The organism is Kocuria arenosa (assembly GCF_042879215.1).
Classification (GTDB): Bacteria; Actinomycetota; Actinomycetes; order Actinomycetales; family Micrococcaceae; genus Kocuria; species Kocuria arenosa.
Map to the genome: position 1 here is coordinate 160,691 of NZ_JBHZTA010000005.1, position 18,450 is coordinate 179,140.

Below are 18,450 nucleotides of genomic sequence, written 5' to 3' on the forward strand. Positions count from 1 at the left end.
TACAGTGGGAGACGTGCCCGCCTCCACCCCTTCCGAGCCCGTCCCCGGCTCCCGCCCCGTGCCCGCCCCCGAGCGTCTCTCGCCGACCCGCATGCCGTTCGCGGCGACGGCCTTCGACCGCGACGCCGTCGACCGCGAGCTCCAGGACGTGCGCGTGCTCGCCGCGCAGGACCCCACCACGCTCGTGCTCGTGCTCGCAGGCGGTCTCGCCCCCGTGTCCGGCGACGCCCTGGTCCTGGTGCCCGCGGCCGAGCTCCCGACCCTGCCGCACGACCCGCGCCGGCCGGAGGTGTACCTGGGCCGGCTGCCGGGCGCCGACGGAGTCCGCGGCCTCCGGGTCCTCCTGCGCGCCGTCGCCGCCCCCGAGCCCGGGGGCGAAGACGCCGCGGCGGAGCCCTTCGCGGTCCCCGAGCCCCTCGTGGCGGCGGTCACCGCGTTCGCCGCCGCCCGGGGCCGGGAGGATCTGCGCTGGGCCGGGCTGCGGGAGCTCGGCCCGGTGCTCCCGGCCGGGGACACCTCGCTGCTCGTCACCGCCCAGTCCGTGGGCCTGTGGCACCGGGACCACCCCCGGTGCCCGCAGTGCGGCGAGCCCACCGAGGTGATCCGCTCCGGGTGGGCCCGGCAGTGCCCCAACGACGACTCCCTGCACTTCCCGCGCACCGACCCCGCGATCATCGTGGCGGTCAGCGACGGCCACCCCGAACCCGCCCGGGAGCGGCTGCTGCTGGGCCGCTCCGCGCTCTGGAAGGGCAACCGGTTCTCGACCCTCGCCGGGTTCGTGGAGCCGGGAGAGTCCCTGGAGCAGGCCGTGGTCCGCGAGGTCGCCGAGGAGGCCGGCCTGACCGTGGGGGACGTGCAGTACCTGGGGTCCCAGCCCTGGCCGTTCCCGCGCTCCCTGATGCTCGGCTGCCGGGCCGTGGTGCGGTCCGGTGCGGCCGTCCCGGACGGCCAGGAGATCCTGGAGCTGCGCTGGTTCACGCGGGCGCAGCTGCGGGAGGCGGCACGCACCGGGTCGGTGGTCCTCCCCGGACGGGTCTCCATCGCGCACGCGCTCATCGTGCACTGGCTCGGCGAGGACCTCCCGGAGACCGCGTGGTGACCGGGGGCGAGGCCGCCACGGACGTGGAGTCGACCCTCGAGGAACGCATCCTCGCAGGTCTGGACCCCGAGCAGCGGGAGGTTGCGACCACGCTGCGCGGACCCGTGTGCGTGCTCGCGGGCGCCGGCACGGGCAAGACCCGGGCCATCACCCACCGGATGGCCTACGGCATCGCGACGGGCGTCTACACCCCGCAGAAGGTCCTGGCCCTGACGTTCACGGCCCGGGCCGCCAACGAGATGCGCAACCGGCTGCGCGGCCTCGGGGCCGCCGGGGTGCAGACGCGCACGTTCCACGCCGCGGCGCTGCGCCAGCTGCAGTACTTCTGGCCCCAGGCCGTGGGCGGGCCCCTGCCCGGGCTCGTGGAGCACAAGGCGCGGCTCATTACCGAGGCCGCGCAGAACATGCGCCTGTCCACCGACCGCGCGGCCGTGCGGGACCTCGCCGCCGAGATCGAGAGGGCCAAGGTCTCGATGCTGACCCCCGACACCTACCCGACCCGGGCCGCCGGGCGGGAGATGCCGCTGAACTACGACGTGCGCACGGTCCAGCGCCTGTACCAGTCCTACGAGGAGCTCAAGACCGACCGGCACCTCATCGACTTCGAGGACGTCCTGCTGCTCACGGTGGCCGTGCTCGAGGAGGACGAGCGGGTCGCCGCGACCGTGCGCGAGCAGTACCGGCACTTCGTGGTCGACGAGTACCAGGACGTGTCCCCGCTCCAGCAGCGCCTGCTCGACGCCTGGCTCGGGGGCCGGGACGACCTCTGCGTGGTGGGCGACGCCTCCCAGACGATCTACTCCTTCACCGGTGCCACCTCGCGGCACCTGCTCGAGTTCCCGGCCCGGCACCCGCAGGCGCGGGTGATCGAGCTCGTGCGCGACTACCGCTCCACCCCGCAGGTCGTGGAGACGGCCAACCGCCTGCTCGCCGCCCGCCGGCCGGCACGGGGCTCGACCCCCGGCGCCTGGGCCACTCCGCTGCGCCTCGTGGCGCAGCGCCCGGACGGGCCGGCTCCATCCTGGAACGAGTACGCGGACGACGAGGCCGAGGCGGCGGGAACGGTGGCGCGCATCCAGGACCTGATCGACGACGGCGTGCCCGCGGCCGAGATTGCCGTGCTCTTCCGCACCAACGGGCAGTCGCAGGCCTTCGAGACCGCGCTCGCGCAGGCGGGCATCGGCTTCCAGCTGCGCGGCACGGAACGGTTCTTCAACCGGCCCGAGGTCAAGCAGGCCGTGGTGCAGCTGCGCACGGCGGCGCGGGCGGCGGAGGCCACGGACGAGCCCACGCGCCTGGTGCGCGACATCCTCTCCTCCCTGGGCTACTCGGACCGGGCGCCGCGCTCGACGGGCGCGGTGCGCGAGCGGTGGGAGTCACTGGCCGCGCTGGTCTCCCTCGCGGACCGGATGGCGGCGGAGGCGGCGGCCCGCGAGGAGCAGTTCGTCCTCCCCGACCTCGCCGCGGAGCTCGAGCGGCGCATGACCCAGCAGGACGCTCCCGTGATGAACGGGGTGACCCTGGCGTCCCTGCACTCGGCCAAGGGCCTCGAGTGGGACGCCGTGTTCCTGGCGGGCCTCAGCGAGGGGCTGATGCCGATCGGCTTCGCCGAGACCCCGGACGAGATCGACGAGGAGCGCCGGCTGCTCTACGTGGGCATCACCCGGGCCCGGGAGCACCTGGTGCTCTCCTGGACCCTCTCCCGCACCCCGGGCGGCAGGTCCACGCGCAAGCCCTCACGGTTCCTCGACGCGCTGCGCGAGACGGACGGGTCCCGTCCGCCCCAGCACCGGTCCCGCCCGCGGGGCGCCCGCGCTCACTCCTGATCGAGCCCGCACAGGCACCGGCTCCGGTCGAGCTCCGGCCAGGACACCGCGTCCGGCCACGGCGGGGCGAAGAGGACGGCGTGCCGGGCACCGCCCTGCTCCCGGACCGCGGGCCCCGGTCCCCGGCCGTCGGCGCGGCACAGCGAGTCCAGGGCCACCGCGAGCACCTCGACGGCCAGGCGGACCGCGACGGCCTCCGCGTGGGCCGCGGCCGCCCACGCCGCGAGGACGGCGGCGGCGCCGTGCGGCGCCGAGCCCGGCTCCCTGCCCTCGAGCGTCGCCCGCACGCAGTCCGGGCAGGGCCGGTGCGCCCAGGGCACGGTGGGCCAGCGCAGCAGGACACCGTCGGCGTGGTGCAGCGACACCAGCGGGTGCCGGGGATCGATGCTCGCCCACGCCTCCGGTTCCGCCGCTCTGGGCGGGAGCCGGCCGCCCGGGGCCGGGTGCCCGGCGCTGCGCACCACGACGGTGCCCGGCAGCAGCGCACCCGGGAACAGCTCCGGCGCGCTGACCGGGGCGCACCGTGCGTCGAGCTCGCGCAGCCTCCGGCGCAGGGCCGCCTCCCGGCTCCGACCGGAGTCCGCGGGCCGGTACGCGCCGGTCCCGAGGTCGGCGGTCGTCACGGGGGCGGCGTCGCTGACGTTGAGCCCGAGCACGCCGCAGCGCAGCAGGCGCACGGCCAGCGCCGCCGCGAGACCGTCCAGGCCCAGGAGCAGGACGTGCACCTCGTCCGGGCGGGGGCGCTCGAGACAGACCGGACGCAGGTCCGGACCGGGGCGGGGACCTTGACGGGGGTCGGGGAGCGGGGTGGTGGGCACGGGACGCCTTCCGGGACGCGCGGGCGGGACGCCGTCACTCTCGCCCGGACCGTGCCCGCGGCGCGCCCGCCGGGAGGTCGTCCACAGTGCACGTCGGAGGACGGTGCACACGGGCGCGGGCGGGCGTTTCGCGGCCCGCGCCCGCGGCGTGTTCAATGGCCCCATGCCCGTACCGTCGCAGCCCGAGGTCGTCGTGCGCCGCTCCGCCCGCCGGCGCAAGACCGTGTCCGCCCACTGGAGCGAGGACACGGTGGTGCTCTCGGTCCCCCAGACGGCCACCCGGCGGGAGATCGAGCACTGGACCCGGGAGCTCGTGCCCCGGGTCGTGGAGCGCCGGCGCCGCGAGGCGGCCAAGGGCGCCGACCGGCGCTCCGACGACCGCCTCCTGCGGCGCGCCCAGGAGCTGTCGCGGCGCCACCTCGACGGCCGCGCCCGGCCCTCGGACGTGCGGTGGTCCGGGCGGCAGCACACCCGGTGGGGCTCCGCGACCCCCGCCACCGGCGTCATCCGGATCTCGGCGCAGCTCCAGGAGGCACCGGAGTGGGTGCTCGACTTCGTGCTGGTCCACGAGCTCGCGCACCTGCTCGAGGCCGACCACAGCCCCCGGTTCCGGGAGCTCGAGGCCCGGTACCCCCTCGCCGAGAAGGCCCAGGCGTTCCTCGACGGCGCCGCGTGGGCGCACGGGCACGCCGGACGCGCCGCAGCGGATCAGCGCGAGCCGTCCCCGTCCTGAGGCCCGTCGCCCTCCGGCCGGCCGGAACCGCCGTCCGTCCCGGTACCGCCGTCCGTCCCGGTACCGCCGTCCGTCCCGGGGCCCTCGTAACCGCCCGCGAGCAGCCGCTGGAGCGCGGCGTCGACCTCGTCCTCGGACGCGGTGAGCAGCCCGCGGCGCTCGGAGAAGCCGGCGGGGTCGTCCAGGTCTTCGTCGGTGGGCAGCAGCTCCGCGGCGTCCCACAGTCCGTCCCGGTCCTGCACGCCGCGGCGCTCGCCGACGTACTGCCAGAACTGCGCGGCCTCCCGCAGCCGGCGCGGGCGCAGCTCCAGCCCCACGAGGGCGCCGAACGCGTGCTCGGCGGGCCCGCCGGAGGCGCGGCGCCGCCGGACGGTCTCGGACAGGGCCTCCGCGGAGGGCAGGTTGGCGGTCGAGGCGACGGTCACCACGTGCACCCAGCCCTCCACGAGGGCGAGCACCGTCTCGAGCCGCTTGAGGGTGACCTCCTGGTCCGGGGTCTGCTGCGGGGCGAAGATGCCGGAGGACAGGGCCTCCTGCAGGCTCGAGGGGTCCATCGGGTCGATGTCCCGGGCGGCCTCCTCGATGCGGGACATGTCGATGTGGATCCCCGCGGAGAAGCGCTTGACGAGGTCCAGGATGTGCTGGCGCAGCCACGGGTTCGCCGCGAACAGGCGGACGTGGGCCGCCTCGCGCACGGCGACGTACAGCATGATCTCCTGCGCCGGGATGTCCAGGCCCTCGCCGAACGCCTTGATGCTGGAGGGCAGCAGCCCGGAGCGGCCCTCCGCGAGGGGGAGGCCGATGTCGGTGGAGCACAGCACCTCGCGGGACAGACCGCCGATGGCCTGGCCGAGCTGGATCCCGAACAGCATCCCGCCCGCGCCGGCGAGCATGCCCGAGGCCCCGCCCATCATGGCGGACAGCTCGGGGGGCAGCTGCTGGGTGAGGGCGTCGGTGAGCGCCTTCGTCACGGACTCCGCGACCGGGCCCGTCATGTCCTTCCACGTCTCCTGGGTGGCCTCGATCCACTCCGCCCGGGACCACGCCTGGGGCCGGATCGCGGTCTGGTCGAACTCGGTGTGGTCGGCCAGCCACAGCTCGGCGAGGCGCATCGCGTCCTCGACCGCGCCGCGCTGGGCGGGGGTCACGGACGGGTCGCCGTCGGCGGCGGCGATCTGCCGGGCGTGGTCGTGGGCGAGCTTCCAGTTGACCGGTCCCTCGGACGCCCCGGCGCCCATCATGGACTGGATCTGCTGGAACATCATGGACATCGCCTGGGGATCCACCGGCACACCGGCGCGCTGGAGGTCCTCGGGGCTCATCCCGCTCTGCCCCATGAGGCGTTCGAGCATCTCCTGGAAGGGGTCCTTGGGGCCGTCGCCGGAGTCGTCCCCGGGGTTGTTCCCGGGGCGGTCGTTGGGAGGCTGGGGAGTCATGGGTCCACCGTTCTTCGGTCGGTTCGGGGGATCGGGCGGCACGGGCGCGCCCGACGTCTCTGCTCCCAGCGTAGCGAGCACCGGACGGGGCCGACCATGAGCCAACTCCCAGTTCGCTGGAAGCTCAGGACGGGGTCCCGCACGATAAGCTGGACCGTCCGGACCGGGCGGCCCCGCAGCCCCCGGTCCTCCCGACGACGACGCCGAGGACCGCCCGTGACCGCACCCCCCCGCCCGCGCCGTGCCCTGCGCCGCCGCGGCCTCGAGTCCTGGGCGCTGCTGGGCTCCGTCGGGCTGCTGCTGGCCGGGACGGTGCTGCCCGCGCCGTTCGTGATCGAGGCGCCGGGGCCCACGTTCAACACGGTGGGGGAGCACGAGGGACGGCAGCTGCTGGGGGTCTCCGGCGCCCCGACCTACCCGAGCGAGTCCGTCCTGGACCTGACCACGGTCTACGTCACCGGGGGGCCCAACAAGAACGTCACCGTGCTCACCGTCCTCGGCTCCTGGCTGGACCCGTCCGCCTCCGTCGTGCCGGCCGACACCCTCTACCCCCGGGACGTCTCCGACGAGGAGGCCGCCCAGCACAGCATGGCCGCCATGAGCACCTCGCAGGAGGACTCCGTCGCCGCGGCGCTGACGCACCTGGGCCAGGACTTCGTCACGCGCCTCTCGGTCCAGGAGACCGTCCCGGGCGGCCCCGCGGAGGGAGTGCTCGAGCACGGCGACGTCCTGCGCGGCGTGGACGGCGAGCCCGTCCGGTCGCTGCCGTCCCTCAAGTCGGCTCTCGACGCCGCGGGGGAGGGGGGCGTCACCCTGCAGGTCGAGCGCGCCGGGACGCCGCGCGACGTCGAGGTGGACACCGTGCGCGACGAGGCGTCGGGGAACTGGCAGCTCGGCGTGTTCCTGCTGGCCGCCTACGACTTCCCGATCGACGTGGCCTTCGAGCTCGACGAGGTCGGCGGGCCCAGCGCGGGACTGATGTTCGCGCTGGGGATCGTCGACGAGCTGACCCCGGGCTCCATCGCCGGGGACCGGCACGTGGCCGGCACCGGCACCATCACCCCGGAGGGGGAGGTCGGGCCCATCGGCGGCATCCGGCAGAAGCTCGAGGGCGCCGCGGCGGCCGGGGCGGAGGTCTTCCTCGCCCCGGAGGGCAACTGCGCCGAGGCGCAGGGGCACGTCCCCGAGGGGCTGACGGTCGTGTCCGTGCGCACCCTCGACGACGCCGTGGCCGCCGCCGAGGCGGCCGGGGACGGCGGGGACCTCTCGGCGCTGCCGGGGTGCTCCGCCCGATGACGGGCGCCGTGTGCACGATTGCACCCCCGAGAAGCCCGCGGGCAGAATGGACGGGGTGTCCCGGCGACCCGCCGGCGGCGCTCCTCCCCGACGCGGGCGACACCCCACGACTTCACGCACCACACCTGACGAACGACCCCGATTGCAGAGGTAACCAGTGACCGCCGGACCCACAGCCCCCCGACCACCGAGGCAGCAGCCAGCAGGACAGCGGCGGAAACGGGGTGCGCTGTGGCCGACGGTCGTGGTCGTCCTGGTCCTCGTGGCCGCCTTCGTGGGACTGACGCAGCTCTACACGGACGTCCTGTGGTACGACCAGCTGGGCTACCTCAGCGTGTTCGTCACCGAAAACGTCACGAAGATCGTGATCTTCGTGGTCGCCGCCGTGCTCGTGGCGGCGCTGATGTTCGCCAGCCTCTTCCTCGCCTACCGGAGCCGGCCGATCACGGCCGAGTCCATCGTGGACGACAACCTGCGCCGCTACCAGGAGGCCCTGGAGCCGGTCCGCAAGATCGTCATGGTGGTCGTGCCCGTGCTCTTCGGGCTGTTCGCGGCGAGCACGGCGATGACCCAGTGGGACACCGTGCTGCTGTTCCTCAACCAGGAGCCGTTCGGCCAGGAGGACCCGCAGTTCGGTCTCGACCTCGGCTTCTACGTCTTCACCCTCCCGTTCCTGCGCTTCCTCATCGGCTTCCTCGTCTCGGCGATCCTGCTGGCCGGCGTGGCCGGGATCCTGATGCACTACGTCTACGGCGGCATCCGGATCACCGAGCGGGGGCTCAGCACCTCCCGGGCGTCGCGCGTGCACCTGGGGGTGCTGGCTGCCCTGTTCCTGCTGCTCCAGGCCGCGAACTTCTGGCTGGACCGGTACTCCACGCTGCAGTCCACGTCCGGGACGTGGACGGGTGCCCTGTACACCGACGTCAACGCCGTGATCCCCACCAAGGCGATCCTCGCGGCGGCCGCCCTGATCGTCGCGGTCCTGTTCGTCGTCGCGTCCTTCATCGGCCGCTGGCGGCTGCCGATCATCGGCACCGCCATGCTGCTCGTGGTCGCCGTGGTGGCCGGCGGGATCTACCCGTGGATCGTCCAGCGCTTCCAGGTCACGCCCACCGAGCAGGCCCTGGAGAGCCAGTACATCCAGCGCAACATCGACCTCACGCGCTCGGCCTACGGGCTGGACGCGGCCGAGGTCATGCCGTACGACGCCACCACGGAGACCGAGCAGGGCGCCCTGCGCCAGGACACCGAGACGACGTCGAACATCCGCCTGCTGGACCCCAACGTGGTCTCCGCCGCGTTCTCCCAGCTGCAGCAGTTCCGCCCCTACTACCAGTTCCCGGACACCCTCAACGTGGACCGCTACGAGATCGACGGCGAGGTCCAGGACACCGTCATCGCGACCCGTGAGCTGAACCCGGACCAGAACCAGGGGTGGTTCAACCAGCACGTGGTCTACACCCACGGCTACGGCGTGGTCGCCGCCTACGGCAACCGGGTCGAGGTGGACGGCAAGCCGCAGTTCATGCAGTCCGGGATCCCGTCCCGGGGCGTGATCTCGGACGACTACGAGCCGCGCATCTACTTCGGGGAGAACTCCCCGATGTACTCGATCGTCGGCGGCGCGGAGGGCGACGAGCCCCTCGAGCTGGACCGCCCGCAGACGGCCGGCGACGAGGCGGGCGACGCCAAGACGACGTTCGCCGGCGACGGCGGGCCGAGCATCGGCAACTTCTTCAACCGTCTCGCCTACGGCATCAAGTTCCAGTCCTCGGACATGCTGCTCTCGGACGCCGTGCGCCCGGAGTCGCAGATCCTCTACGACCGGGACCCGCGCGAGCGCATCGAGAAGGTGGCTCCGTACCTGACGGTCGACGGCGCTCCGTACCCGGCCATCATCGACGGCCAGGTGCAGTGGATCGTGGACGCCTACACCACCTCGGACGCCTTCCCGTACTCGACGCCGTCGGTGCTCCAGGAGGCGACGCAGGACACGCAGACCGCCCAGGGCGCCGCCGCGGCCCTCCCGCCCGAGCGGGTCAACTACATCCGCAACTCGGTCAAGGCCACGGTCAACGCCTATGACGGCACCGTGAACCTGTATGCGTGGGACGACCAGGACCCGGTGCTGAAGGCGTGGCAGAACGTCTTCCCGAACACGCTGAAGCCGTACTCCGAGATGTCGGCGGAGCTCATGGCGCACGTGCGCTACCCGCAGGACATGTTCAAGGTCCAGCGCGAGCTGCTCAACCGCTACCACGTCACGGACTCGGGCAGCTTCTACCAGAACGACGACGTGTGGTCCGTGCCCAACGACCCGACACAGGACTCCGACGTGGCGCTGCCCCCGTACTACCTGTCGATGCGGATGCCCGGTGAGGAGGAGGCCAACTTCTCCCTCACCACCTCCTTCATCCCGCAGCAGTCCGAGACGGGCAACACCCGCAACGTGATGTACGGGTACCTCTCCGCCAACTCCGACGCCGGCACCGGTGAGGACGGCGTGAAGAGCGACGAGTACGGGACGCTGCGCCTCCTCGAGCTGCCGCGCTCCTCCGTGGTGCCCGGCCCCGGCCAGGCGCAGAACCTGTTCAACTCGGACACCGACGTCTCCACGGAGCTGAACCTGCTCCGCCAGGGCGCCTCCGAGGTCATCAACGGCAACCTGCTCACCCTGCCCGCGGGCGGCGGCATGCTCTACGTCCAGCCCGTCTACGTCCAGTCCTCGGGCGACGCCGCGTACCCGACGCTGCGGCGCGTGCTCGTCGGCTTCGGCGAGGAGGTGGGCTTCGCGCCCACCCTCGAGGAGGCCCTCGACGAGGTCTTCCAGGGCGACTCCGGCGCCCAGACGTCGTCCGGCGCGGGCGTCGACGACACCGAGGCCGGCTCCCCGGACGGGGCCGGCGAGGACGGGGCGGAGGCCCCGGCCGGCGGCGCCAGCCTCGAGGACGCCCTCAGCGACGCCAACCAGGCGATCCAGGAGTCCGAGGCGGCACTGCAGGAGGGCGACTGGACCTCCTACGGCGAGGCCCAGCAGCGGCTGCAGGACGCCATCGAGCGGGCGCTCGAGGCGGACGGCGTCGTCGCCCCCGAGGCGGAGGGGGCCCTGGCCCCCGAGGAGCCGGCCGAGCAGCCCGCCCCGTAGCCGATTTGCGGGCCCACCCCGCGGCACGTATAGTCATACATGTCGCCGCGGGGTGGAGCAGTTCGGTAGCTCGCTGGGCTCATAACCCAGAGGTCGCAAGTTCAAATCTTGCCCCCGCAACCACGGAAGGCCCCCGGACCGTCACGGTCCGGGGGCCTTCGCCGTGCCCGGGAACTGCCGGGCGGGGAGGAGCCCCCACGGCCGCGGCCGTGGGGGCTCCTCCGGTCTCCGGGGCGACCGGGTCAGACCTCCTCGGAGGAGACGATCTTCTCGGCGTTCCTGGACTTCAGAGCGGCGAGCCGCGCCTCGATCTCCGACTGCTGTCCCAGGGACTCGAGGGACTCGAACTGAGCGTCCAGGGAGGACGCGGCGAGCTCCTGCTGGCCCAGCACGCGGGCCTCCTCACGGCGGATCTTGTCCTCGAAGCGGGACACCTCGCTCGTCGGGTCGAGCACGTCGAAGGCCTTCAGCGCGTCCTGCACCTGCGCCTGCGCCTGCGCGGTCTTCTGCCGGGCGTTGAGCTCGTCCCGCTTGTTGGACAGCTCCTGGAGCTTGCCCCGCATCTTGTTGAGCCCGTCCTTGAGCTTCTCCACGACCTCGGTCTGGGACTGGATCTGCGGCTCGGCGCCCCGCGCCTCCGTCTCGTACTGGATCTGGCGCTGGAGGGCGACCTTGGCGAGGTTGTCGAACTTGTCGGCCTCGGAGGCCTTGCCGGCCCCTCGGTACTCCTCGGCCTTGTTCGAGGCGGCGAGGGCCTTGTTGCCCCACTCCTGGGACTCGCGCACGTCCTCCGCGTGGTCCTGCTCGAGCAGGCGCAGGCTGCCGATGGTCTGCGCGACAGCGGCCTCGGCCTCACGGATGTTCTCGGTGTAGTCGCGCACCATCTGGTCCAGCATGAGCTGCGGGTCCTCGGCGGCGTCGATCATGGCGTTGATGTTGGCCTTCGCGAGCTGGGCGATGCGGCCGAAGATGGACTGCTTGATCATGGTTCCTTCTCTCCTCTGGTGCGTCCCGGGAGGGCCTCCCGGGATCGCGGGTCGGTCGGGGATCGTGGGGTGGACAGGGATCACGGGGCGGACGGGTCGCTGGGTGGCCGGGGGCCGTCCGGCAGCGGCGGGCGCCCGGCGGCCGGGCTCAGAAGCTGCCCCCGATGCCGCCGCCGAAGCCTCCTCCGCCGCCGAACCCGCCGCCGAAGCTGCCGCCGAAACCGCCGCCTCCTCCTCCGCCGCCGAACCCGCCGCCTCCGTTGAGGATCGAGCCGAGGAGGATGCCGCCGAGCATCGCGCCGCCCAGACCGCTGTTGGAGCGGCCGTGGTGGCCTCCCATCCCCACGGGCGTGCCGAATCCGCCGTAGGAGAAGGAGTCGACGTCCTGCTGCGCGATGTACTGGGCCTCACCGGCGAGGCGGACGGCCTCGTTGGCGTAGGTCAGCGCCTCGGAGGGGTCCGACTTTCGGGCCTGCTGGGCGGACTCGAGGTAGCGCTCGGCCTCCGCGAGGCGGGTGCGCGCCTCCGGGCCGACACCACCGCGGCGCGCCCAGATGTACTCGCTCGCCGAGCTCAGCTGGGCCTGCGCGGAGACGAGGGTGTGGGCGAGGGTCTCCCGAGCGGAGCGGTCCCGGTCGTTCTGGGAGCGCACCGACGCGAGCCCCTTGTCCAGCTCGTCCTTGGCCACGGCCAGGCGTCGGCTCAGCCCGAGCGGATCGATCCGGCCCGCGCCCATCTGCTCCTCGACGGTGCGCAGGACGGCGCCGACGCCGGCGACCGCCCCGGCGAGCTCCGGGTTGGAGCCGCGCCGGACGAGGGCGTCCGCCTCGGCGACGTCCCGCTGGGCGATGGTCACGGCGTCCTTGAGGGACTCCTCGGCCTGGGCGAGCTCGGTGGCAGCGTGCTCCACCGCGTCGAGCAGGCCCCCGGCCTGCCCCACGCCCTCCTCGGCCGCGCGGATGTCCAGCACCGCGTCGCTCGTGCGCCCGGCGGCGAGATCGGTGCGGGCCTCCTGCACGGCGGTGTCCACGAAGTCGAGCCGGTCCCGGGCCTGGTCGATGTTGTCCTTGACGGGGGCGAGCGCGGTCTCGTTGTAGTGGGCGGTCAGCTGCCGCAGCCGGGTGTCGGCCGTGGCGAAGCGGGGGCGCACGGCCTCGGCCTGGCGCTGGACGTCCTCGAGGGCCTGCGGGGCCCGGGACTCCAGCCGGCGCAGCGCGCTGAAGGCCTCCTGGTGCTCCTGGAGCGGGCGCTGGGCGTCCTGGGAGCGGGCGATGATCTCGCCGAGCCAGGCTCGCTGCTGCTGCTCGGTGTCCGGGATGTGGTCCTCGAGCTGCTGCTGGAGGGAGAAGGAGGCCTGCATGTGCTTCTTGGCGTCCTGGATGGCGCGGCGGAACGGCTCGACCTGCTCGTCCCCGTACTGCAGCTGCGCGAAGGCGAGCTCCTGCTCGGAGTGCTGGATGGCGTTGTCGGTGGACACGAGCAGCTCCCCGGCCCGCTTGCGCAGCTCCGGCACCGGGACCTCCTGGTAGGGGCCGCCGGGGCCCTGCGGACCGCCCCGGCCGCCGGGCCCGCCCTGCGGCGCGGGTCCCTGCTGCCGGCGCTTCTTGTTGCGGGAGGCCATGCCGTAGACGGCGAGCCCGCCCAGGCCCAGCGCCCCGAGACCGAGCAGGCCGAACCCCGCGCCGCCCCCGTCGGAGCCCTCCTGGGTCCCGGCGGGGGCGCCGGAGAGCTCGGCCTCGATGCCCTCGACGGCGCCTGCGACCGCGCCGTCCCAGTCGTCGGCCGCGAGCGCCGGCGTGATGTACTGCCGGTTGATGCGCTCCTGCTGCTCGGCGCTGAGGGGCCCCTCGGAGTACGCGGAGAAGCGCTGCTGCCGGTCCTCCGTGGCGACGACCAGCACCGCGTCCGAGCTGCCGAGACCGTTGATCGCAGCGAACTCCTGCAGCCACGCGTCCGGGTCGGACGGGTCGGTGAAGGAGTCGACGAAGACCGCGGTGAGGGTGATGCCCTCCTGGGTGGCGAGCTCGCGCACGTCGGCGACCAGGGCCGAGGGGTCGTCCAGGACCCCGGACTCGTCGACGATCCGCTCGCCCGGGGGCACGTCGACGGGCGGCTGGGCGACAGCCGCCCCCGTGGGTACGAACAGGGCGAGCGTCAGGCCGCAGCCGGCGGCGGTCCGGCGGGCAATGGGGCGCCAGTGCATGATCTCCCTCACGTGGTCGGTGCTCCCGATTCTAGGGCGGGGGCCCCGCGGCGTGGCGATCGGCGCCGGGCCTACGCGCAGGGCGAAACCCCAAGGCGGCTGATGACCTGACGGTGGGCACCCGGCCGGCACACGGCCGCCGTCCGGGCGGCACCCCGGTCACGGCCAGAGCTCTCAGCGTCGTCTCAGTGCGGACGTGGATACTGGTGGGCAGAGCCGCCCGCGCCACCCCGCCCGTCCGGGGCCGCGCCGGGCCCGTCCGTTTCCAGGAGGAGACTTCCATGTCCGAGCCCCGCGACCCCCGTTACGGTGCCGATCCGCAGCTCACGCAGCCGCTCCCGCCGGTCAGCGGCCGTCCGGCCCACGACTCGTGGGCGGCCGGTGGCGAGCAGGACCCGCGTCCCGTCTACGGGGCGCGGCAGGGCGGCGATCATGACGCGGGCCCGTACCCCGGTGCGTGGCGGGGCGGCGGGGACCCCACCGCCCAGCACCCGTGGGGGAACGGCGCCGGAGGCCGCCGGGAGCGGCGGCGCTTCTCGGGGGGCTCGCTCGTGACGGGCATGGTCCTGGCCGCACTGGTCGGGGCGGGCGCGGCCGTGGGGACGGACGCCCTGCTGGACGGCGGCGGCGCGGCGCCGGCGGTGGGCGGGTCGACGTCCAGCTCGATCATCGTCAACGACCAGGACGAGGTGAACGCGGTCACCGCGGCGGCCGTGAAGGCGTCGCCGTCCGTGGTGACGATCTCCGCGTCCGGCGGCGGCCAGAACGGCTCCGGCTCGGGGGTGATCGTCGACGACGAGGGCCACATCCTCACCAACACGCACGTGGTCACCCTCGACGGCACCACGAGCAGCCCCTCCCTCGAGGTGCAGCTCGACGACGGCAGGGTGCTCCCGGCCGAGGTGGTCGGCACCGACCCGCTGTCCGACCTCGCGGTGCTCAAGGTCGACGCCCAGGGGCTGACCCCCGCCACCCTGGGCTCCCTGGAGGACGTGAACGTGGGCGACACGGCCATTGCGATCGGCGCGCCGCTGGGCCTCGCGGGCACCGTGACGGACGGGATCGTCTCCACCCTCAATCGCACCATCACGGTGGCCTCCTCCGCCGCGCCGAGCACGCCCTCGGAGGGCGAGAGCGACGAGCAGGGCAACGGCAACGACTTCTTCTTCAACTTCCCCGACGAGGACGGCGGCTCCGGCGGCCGCTCGCAGGGCTCCTCGTCGTCGGTGTTCCTCAACGTGATCCAGACCGACGCCGCCATCAACCCCGGCAACTCGGGCGGGCCGCTGATCGACACGGACGGCGAGGTGATCGGGATCAACGTGGCCATCGCCTCGGCCGGCTCCGGCACGGAGGCCGGCAACATCGGCGTGGGCTTCTCGATCCCGGTCGACACGGCGAAGCGGGTGGCCGAGGAGATCATCGAGAACGGCCGGGCCACGCACGGCTACCTCGGCACGAGCGTGAGCGCCGCTCCTGGCGGGGAGGGCCGGAGCCGGGCCTTCTCCGACGGCGCCGCGGTGCAGGAGGTCGTGCCCGGCTCGCCGGCCGACGACGCCGGACTGGAGGTGGACGACGTGATCACGGAGTTCAACGGCCACCGGATCCAGGACGCGAACTCGCTCACGGCGGCCGTGCGAGAACTGCCCGCCGGCGGCACCGGGACGATGACGTTCGTGCGGGACGGCGAGGAGCGCACCGTGGAGGTGACGGTCGGCGACGCCGACCAGCAGTGAGCAGCGCAGACCAGCAGCGAGCAGCAGCGGGCAGCAGTGAGCCGCGGAGAGCGGCCGGGCCTCCTGCCCCGCGCTAGCTAGCTCCCGGCGCCCGCGAAGCCCAGCTGGCGCCAGGCCTCGTAGACGGCGATGGACGCCGAGTTCGCGAGGTTCAGCGACCGGCGGGCCGGGAGCATGGGAATGCGGACCCGCGCGGTGACGTGCGGGTCGGCCTTCACCGCGGCGGGCAGGCCCACCGACTCGGGCCCGAACAGCAGCACGTCCCCGGGGCGGTAGGCCACGTCCGTGTGCGAGACCTCGCCGTCGGTGGTGAACGCCCAGACCCGCTCCGGGGCCAGGGCGGCCCAGGCCGCCTCCAGGTCGGGGTGGACGGTCAGCACCGCGAGGTCGTGGTAGTCGAGGCCGGCCCGGCGCAGGTGCGCGGAGCCGAAGTCGAAGCCCAGCGGCTCCACCAGGTGCAGCTCAGCCCCGGTGACCGCGGCGAGGCGGATCGCGTTGCCGGTGTTGCCCGGGATCTCGGGGGTGTGGAAGAGGATGCGGAGCATGACCGCCAGTCTACGGACGCCGGGCGCGCGCCCAGGCCGGGCCCCTAGACTGGCGTCCGTGCCGCACGAGCCCGTCTACCTCGACCACGCCGCCACCGCGCCCCTCCGGCCCTCCGCGCTCGCCGCGGTCGCCGAGCAGCTGGCCCGCGGCGGCAACCCGTCCTCGCTGCACCGGCCCGGCCGCGCGGCGCGCGCCGTCGTCGAGCAGGCCCGCGACGACGTCGCGGCGGCGCTGGGCGCGGAGCCCGTCGAGGTGGTCTTCACCTCCGGGGGCACCGAGGCCGACAACCTGGCCGTCCAGGGCCTTTACCGGCACCGGCGCGAGCAGGACCCGCGCCGCCGGCGCGTCCTCGTCTCCGCGGTGGAGCACGCCGCGGTGGCCGACACCGTCGAGTGGCTGGCCGCCCACGAGGGCGCCGAGGCCGTCTGGCTGCCCGTCGACGCGGCCGGCCGGGTGGACCCGGCCGCCGTGCGGGAGGAACTGGCCCGGGACCCGGGCGCCACCGCGCTGCTGACCGTCATGTGGGCGAACAACGAGGTGGGCACCGTCCAGCCCGTCGCGGAGCTCGCCGCGCTCGCGGAGGAGTTCGGGGTCCCCTTCCACTGCGACGCCGTGCAGGCCTTCGGCTCACTGCCCGTCGACGCGCACCTGCCCGGGCTCACCACGCTGGCGGTCTCGGCCCACAAGGTGGGCGGCCCGGTGGGCGCCGGGGCCCTCGTGGCCGGTCGGACCGTGGGGCTGGCGCCCGTCCAGCACGGCGGCGGGCAGGAGCGCACGGTGCGCTCCGGCACGCTCGACGCCGCCGCGCTCGCCGGCTTCGGCGTGGCGGTGCGGGAGGCCGCCGCGGAGCGCGAGGCCGAGGCGGAGCGGCTCGCCGGGCTGCGCGACCGGCTGGTGGAGGGCGTGCGCCGGATCGTGCCGGACGCCGTCCTGCGCGGACCGGAGGACCGGGAGCACGCGGGTGCCCGGCTGCCCGGCAACGCCCACTTCACCTTCCCCGGGTGCGAGGGGGACTCCCTGCTGTTCCTGCTGGACGGCGCGGGGGTGGCCTCCTCCACCGGCTCGGCCTGCCACGCCGGGGTGCCCCGGGCGTCCGCCGTGCTGCTGGCCATGGGCCTGGACGAGGCCACCGCCCGCGGCGCGCAGCGGTTCAGCCTGGGCCGCACCAGCACCGGCGCCGACGTCGACGCCCTCCTCGCCGCGCTGCCCGAGGTCCACCGTCGGGCGCTGCGCGCCGGGCTCTCCGGCGCCGCGCCGGTCTGAGCCCCAGCCGGTCTGAGCCCCTGCCGGTCCGGGCTCGCGCCGGTCCGGGCTCGCGCCGGTCCGGGCTCGCGCGAGGCGCCCCGCCGCGCCGGGGAATACCGGCCCGCCGCGCCCTGTTGACGACACGGACCACGAACCCCCGACCCCTGGAGACGATCTCACCGTGCGAGTACTGGCAGCCATGAGCGGCGGCGTCGACTCGGCCGTGGCGGCGGCCCGCGCCGTCGACGCCGGCCACGACGTGACGGGCGTCCACCTCGCGCTCTCCCGCACCCCCGGCACCCTGCGCACCGGCTCCCGGGGCTGCTGCACGATCGAGGACTCCCGGGACGCCTGGCGCGCCGCCGACGTGCTCGGCATCCCGTACTACGTGTGGGACTTCTCCGAGCGCTTCCAGGCCGACGTCGTGGACGACTTCGTGGCGGAGTACGCCGCGGGGCGCACCCCCAACCCGTGCCTGCGCTGCAACGAGAAGATCAAGTTCGCCGCCCTGCTCGAGAAGGCCCTCGCCCTGGGCTTCGACGCCGTGTGCACCGGCCACTACGCCAAGGTCGTCGAGGACGCCGACGGCCGGCGGGAGCTGCACCGGGCCGCCGACTGGGCGAAGGACCAGTCCTACGTCCTCGGCGTGCTCACGGCCGAGCAGATCGAGCACGTGCTGCTCCCGCTGGCCGAGACCCCGTCCAAGGCCGAGGTGCGGGCCGAGGCGGCGCGCCGCGGGCTGTCCGTGGCGAGCAAGCCCGACTCCCACGACATCTGCTTCATCCCCGACGGCGACACCCGCGGCTGGCTCGCCGAGCGCATCGAGATGACCGAGGGCGAGATCAAGGACGTCGAGGGCACCGTGGTCGGCACCCACCCCGGCGCCAACGCGTTCACCGTGGGCCAGCGCAAGGGCCTGCGCATCGGCACCCCGGCCCCCGACGGCAAGCCGCGCTTCGTCCTGGAGATCCGGCCGAAGACCAACGAGGTCGTGGTGGGACCGCAGGAGATGCTCGCGGTCGACGAGCTGCGCGGGATCCGCCCCTCCTGGGCCGGGTCGCCCGTGCCGGAGGCGGCACCGCTCCTGCGGCCCGGGGCCGCGGCCGGGACGGCCTCGGCCCCGTTCCCGGTCCTCGCCCAGGTCCGGGCGCACGGGGACCCCGTTCCCGCCCGGGCGCACGTCGAGCTCGTCGAGGGGCCCGACGGCGGCCCGGTGCCCGAGCTCGTGGTCCGCCTCGAGGAGCCGATGCGCGGCGTGGCACCCGGTCAGTCGGTCGTGCTCTACCAGGGCACCCGGGTCCTCGGCCAGGCCACGGTCGAGCGCGCCCACTCGCTGGCCCGCCTCGACGTCGCCGGCCGGTCCGACCCCGCCCGATAGACT

13 protein-coding genes and 1 tRNA gene are annotated in these 18,450 nt (G+C 74.3%); 9 read left to right on the forward strand and 5 right to left on the reverse strand.

Annotation, left to right across the window (positions count from 1 at the left end):
- The first annotated feature begins 13 nt into the window (after nt 1-13).
- Both nudC and ACFYE3_RS10610 read left to right on the forward strand, forming a co-directional pair.
- Nucleotides 14-1,099, forward strand: coding sequence for an NAD(+) diphosphatase (gene nudC / locus ACFYE3_RS10605; protein WP_387608842.1), 1,086 nt, complete (start codon nt 14-16; stop codon nt 1,097-1,099).
- On the forward strand, nt 1,093-2,925 hold the full coding sequence (locus ACFYE3_RS10610) for an ATP-dependent helicase (protein WP_387608845.1): 1,833 nt from the start codon (nt 1,093-1,095) through the stop codon (nt 2,923-2,925). The genes nudC and ACFYE3_RS10610 overlap by 7 nt, the downstream gene beginning before the upstream one ends.
- Here the strand turns inward: ACFYE3_RS10610 and ACFYE3_RS10615 are convergent.
- Entirely contained in the window at nt 2,916-3,743 is an 828-nt protein-coding gene (locus tag ACFYE3_RS10615; RefSeq protein WP_387608847.1) for a hypothetical protein, read from the reverse strand. The two genes, ACFYE3_RS10610 and ACFYE3_RS10615, sit on opposite strands and share 10 nt — an antisense overlap.
- Before the next feature lie 163 nt (nt 3,744-3,906).
- On the opposite strand from ACFYE3_RS10615, the gene ACFYE3_RS10620 reads away from it, so the two are divergent.
- The gene (locus ACFYE3_RS10620) at nt 3,907-4,476 is read left to right on the forward strand and encodes a M48 metallopeptidase family protein (RefSeq protein WP_387608849.1); all 570 of its coding nucleotides are present in this window, start codon (nt 3,907-3,909) and stop codon (nt 4,474-4,476) included.
- Here ACFYE3_RS10620 and ACFYE3_RS10625 read toward each other — a convergent pair.
- Nucleotides 4,452-5,912 (reverse strand): zinc-dependent metalloprotease, encoded by a 1,461-nt coding sequence (locus ACFYE3_RS10625; RefSeq protein WP_387608850.1) that lies wholly within the window; start codon nt 5,910-5,912, stop codon nt 4,452-4,454. The genes ACFYE3_RS10620 and ACFYE3_RS10625 overlap by 25 nt on opposite strands.
- A gap of 216 nt (nt 5,913-6,128) precedes the next feature.
- Here ACFYE3_RS10625 and ACFYE3_RS10630 point away from each other — a divergent pair, with 216 nt between their 5' ends.
- The 3 genes from ACFYE3_RS10630 to ACFYE3_RS10640 all read left to right on the forward strand — a co-directional run bounded on the left by ACFYE3_RS10630 (nt 6,129) and on the right by ACFYE3_RS10640 (nt 10,476).
- Nucleotides 6,129-7,208 (forward strand): YlbL family protein, encoded by a 1,080-nt coding sequence (locus ACFYE3_RS10630; RefSeq protein WP_387608853.1) that lies wholly within the window; start codon nt 6,129-6,131, stop codon nt 7,206-7,208.
- A 157-nt stretch (nt 7,209-7,365) separates the two neighbouring features.
- Nucleotides 7,366-10,353 (forward strand): UPF0182 family membrane protein, encoded by a 2,988-nt coding sequence (locus tag ACFYE3_RS10635; protein WP_387608856.1) that lies wholly within the window; start codon nt 7,366-7,368, stop codon nt 10,351-10,353.
- Between the two features lie 46 nt (nt 10,354-10,399).
- Nucleotides 10,400-10,476: transfer RNA gene (locus ACFYE3_RS10640), tRNA-Met, on the forward strand.
- A 119-nt stretch (nt 10,477-10,595) separates the two neighbouring features.
- Here the strand turns inward: ACFYE3_RS10640 and ACFYE3_RS10645 are convergent.
- Both ACFYE3_RS10645 and ACFYE3_RS10650 read right to left on the reverse strand, forming a co-directional pair.
- A complete protein-coding gene (locus tag ACFYE3_RS10645; RefSeq protein ID WP_368831561.1) occupies nt 10,596-11,339 on the reverse strand; it encodes a PspA/IM30 family protein in 744 nt (247 codons plus the stop codon).
- Between the two features lie 148 nt (nt 11,340-11,487).
- On the reverse strand, nt 11,488-13,542 hold the full coding sequence (locus ACFYE3_RS10650) for a TPM domain-containing protein (protein WP_387608858.1): 2,055 nt from the start codon (nt 13,540-13,542) through the stop codon (nt 11,488-11,490).
- A 281-nt stretch (nt 13,543-13,823) separates the two neighbouring features.
- Here ACFYE3_RS10650 and ACFYE3_RS10655 point away from each other — a divergent pair, with 281 nt between their 5' ends.
- On the forward strand, nt 13,824-15,278 hold the full coding sequence (locus tag ACFYE3_RS10655; RefSeq protein ID WP_387608860.1) for a S1C family serine protease: 1,455 nt from the start codon (nt 13,824-13,826) through the stop codon (nt 15,276-15,278).
- A 77-nt stretch (nt 15,279-15,355) separates the two neighbouring features.
- Here ACFYE3_RS10655 and ACFYE3_RS10660 read toward each other — a convergent pair whose 3' ends face one another.
- Nucleotides 15,356-15,823: a tRNA (cytidine(34)-2'-O)-methyltransferase gene (locus ACFYE3_RS10660; protein WP_387608862.1), complete on the reverse strand. Its 468-nt coding sequence runs from the start codon at nt 15,821-15,823 to the stop codon at nt 15,356-15,358.
- A 58-nt stretch (nt 15,824-15,881) separates the two neighbouring features.
- Between ACFYE3_RS10660 and ACFYE3_RS10665 the strand changes: the two genes are divergently transcribed.
- Together ACFYE3_RS10665 and mnmA are read left to right on the forward strand one after the other, a co-directional pair.
- A complete protein-coding gene (locus tag ACFYE3_RS10665; RefSeq protein ID WP_387608865.1) occupies nt 15,882-17,087 on the forward strand; it encodes a cysteine desulfurase family protein in 1,206 nt (401 codons plus the stop codon).
- A 163-nt stretch (nt 17,088-17,250) separates the two neighbouring features.
- The gene (mnmA, locus tag ACFYE3_RS10670; protein ID WP_387608868.1) at nt 17,251-18,447 is read left to right on the forward strand and encodes a tRNA 2-thiouridine(34) synthase MnmA; all 1,197 of its coding nucleotides are present in this window, start codon (nt 17,251-17,253) and stop codon (nt 18,445-18,447) included.
- The last annotated feature ends 3 nt before the right edge of the window (nt 18,448-18,450 follow it).

Bases quoted from the DNA above. Each gene is read 5' to 3' on its own strand.
- ACFYE3_RS10620 (WP_387608849.1), top strand. From the start codon at position 3,907: ATGCCCGTACCGTCGCAGCCCGAGGTCGTCGTGCGCCGCTCCGCCCGC.
- ACFYE3_RS10625 (WP_387608850.1), bottom strand. From the start codon at position 5,912: ATGACTCCCCAGCCTCCCAACGACCGCCCCGGGAACAACCCCGGGGAC.
- ACFYE3_RS10645 (WP_368831561.1), bottom strand. From the start codon at position 11,339: ATGATCAAGCAGTCCATCTTCGGCCGCATCGCCCAGCTCGCGAAGGCC.
- ACFYE3_RS10650 (WP_387608858.1), bottom strand. From the start codon at position 13,542: ATGCACTGGCGCCCCATTGCCCGCCGGACCGCCGCCGGCTGCGGCCTG.
- ACFYE3_RS10655 (WP_387608860.1), top strand. From the start codon at position 13,824: ATGTCCGAGCCCCGCGACCCCCGTTACGGTGCCGATCCGCAGCTCACG.
- ACFYE3_RS10660 (WP_387608862.1), bottom strand. From the start codon at position 15,823: ATGCTCCGCATCCTCTTCCACACCCCCGAGATCCCGGGCAACACCGGC.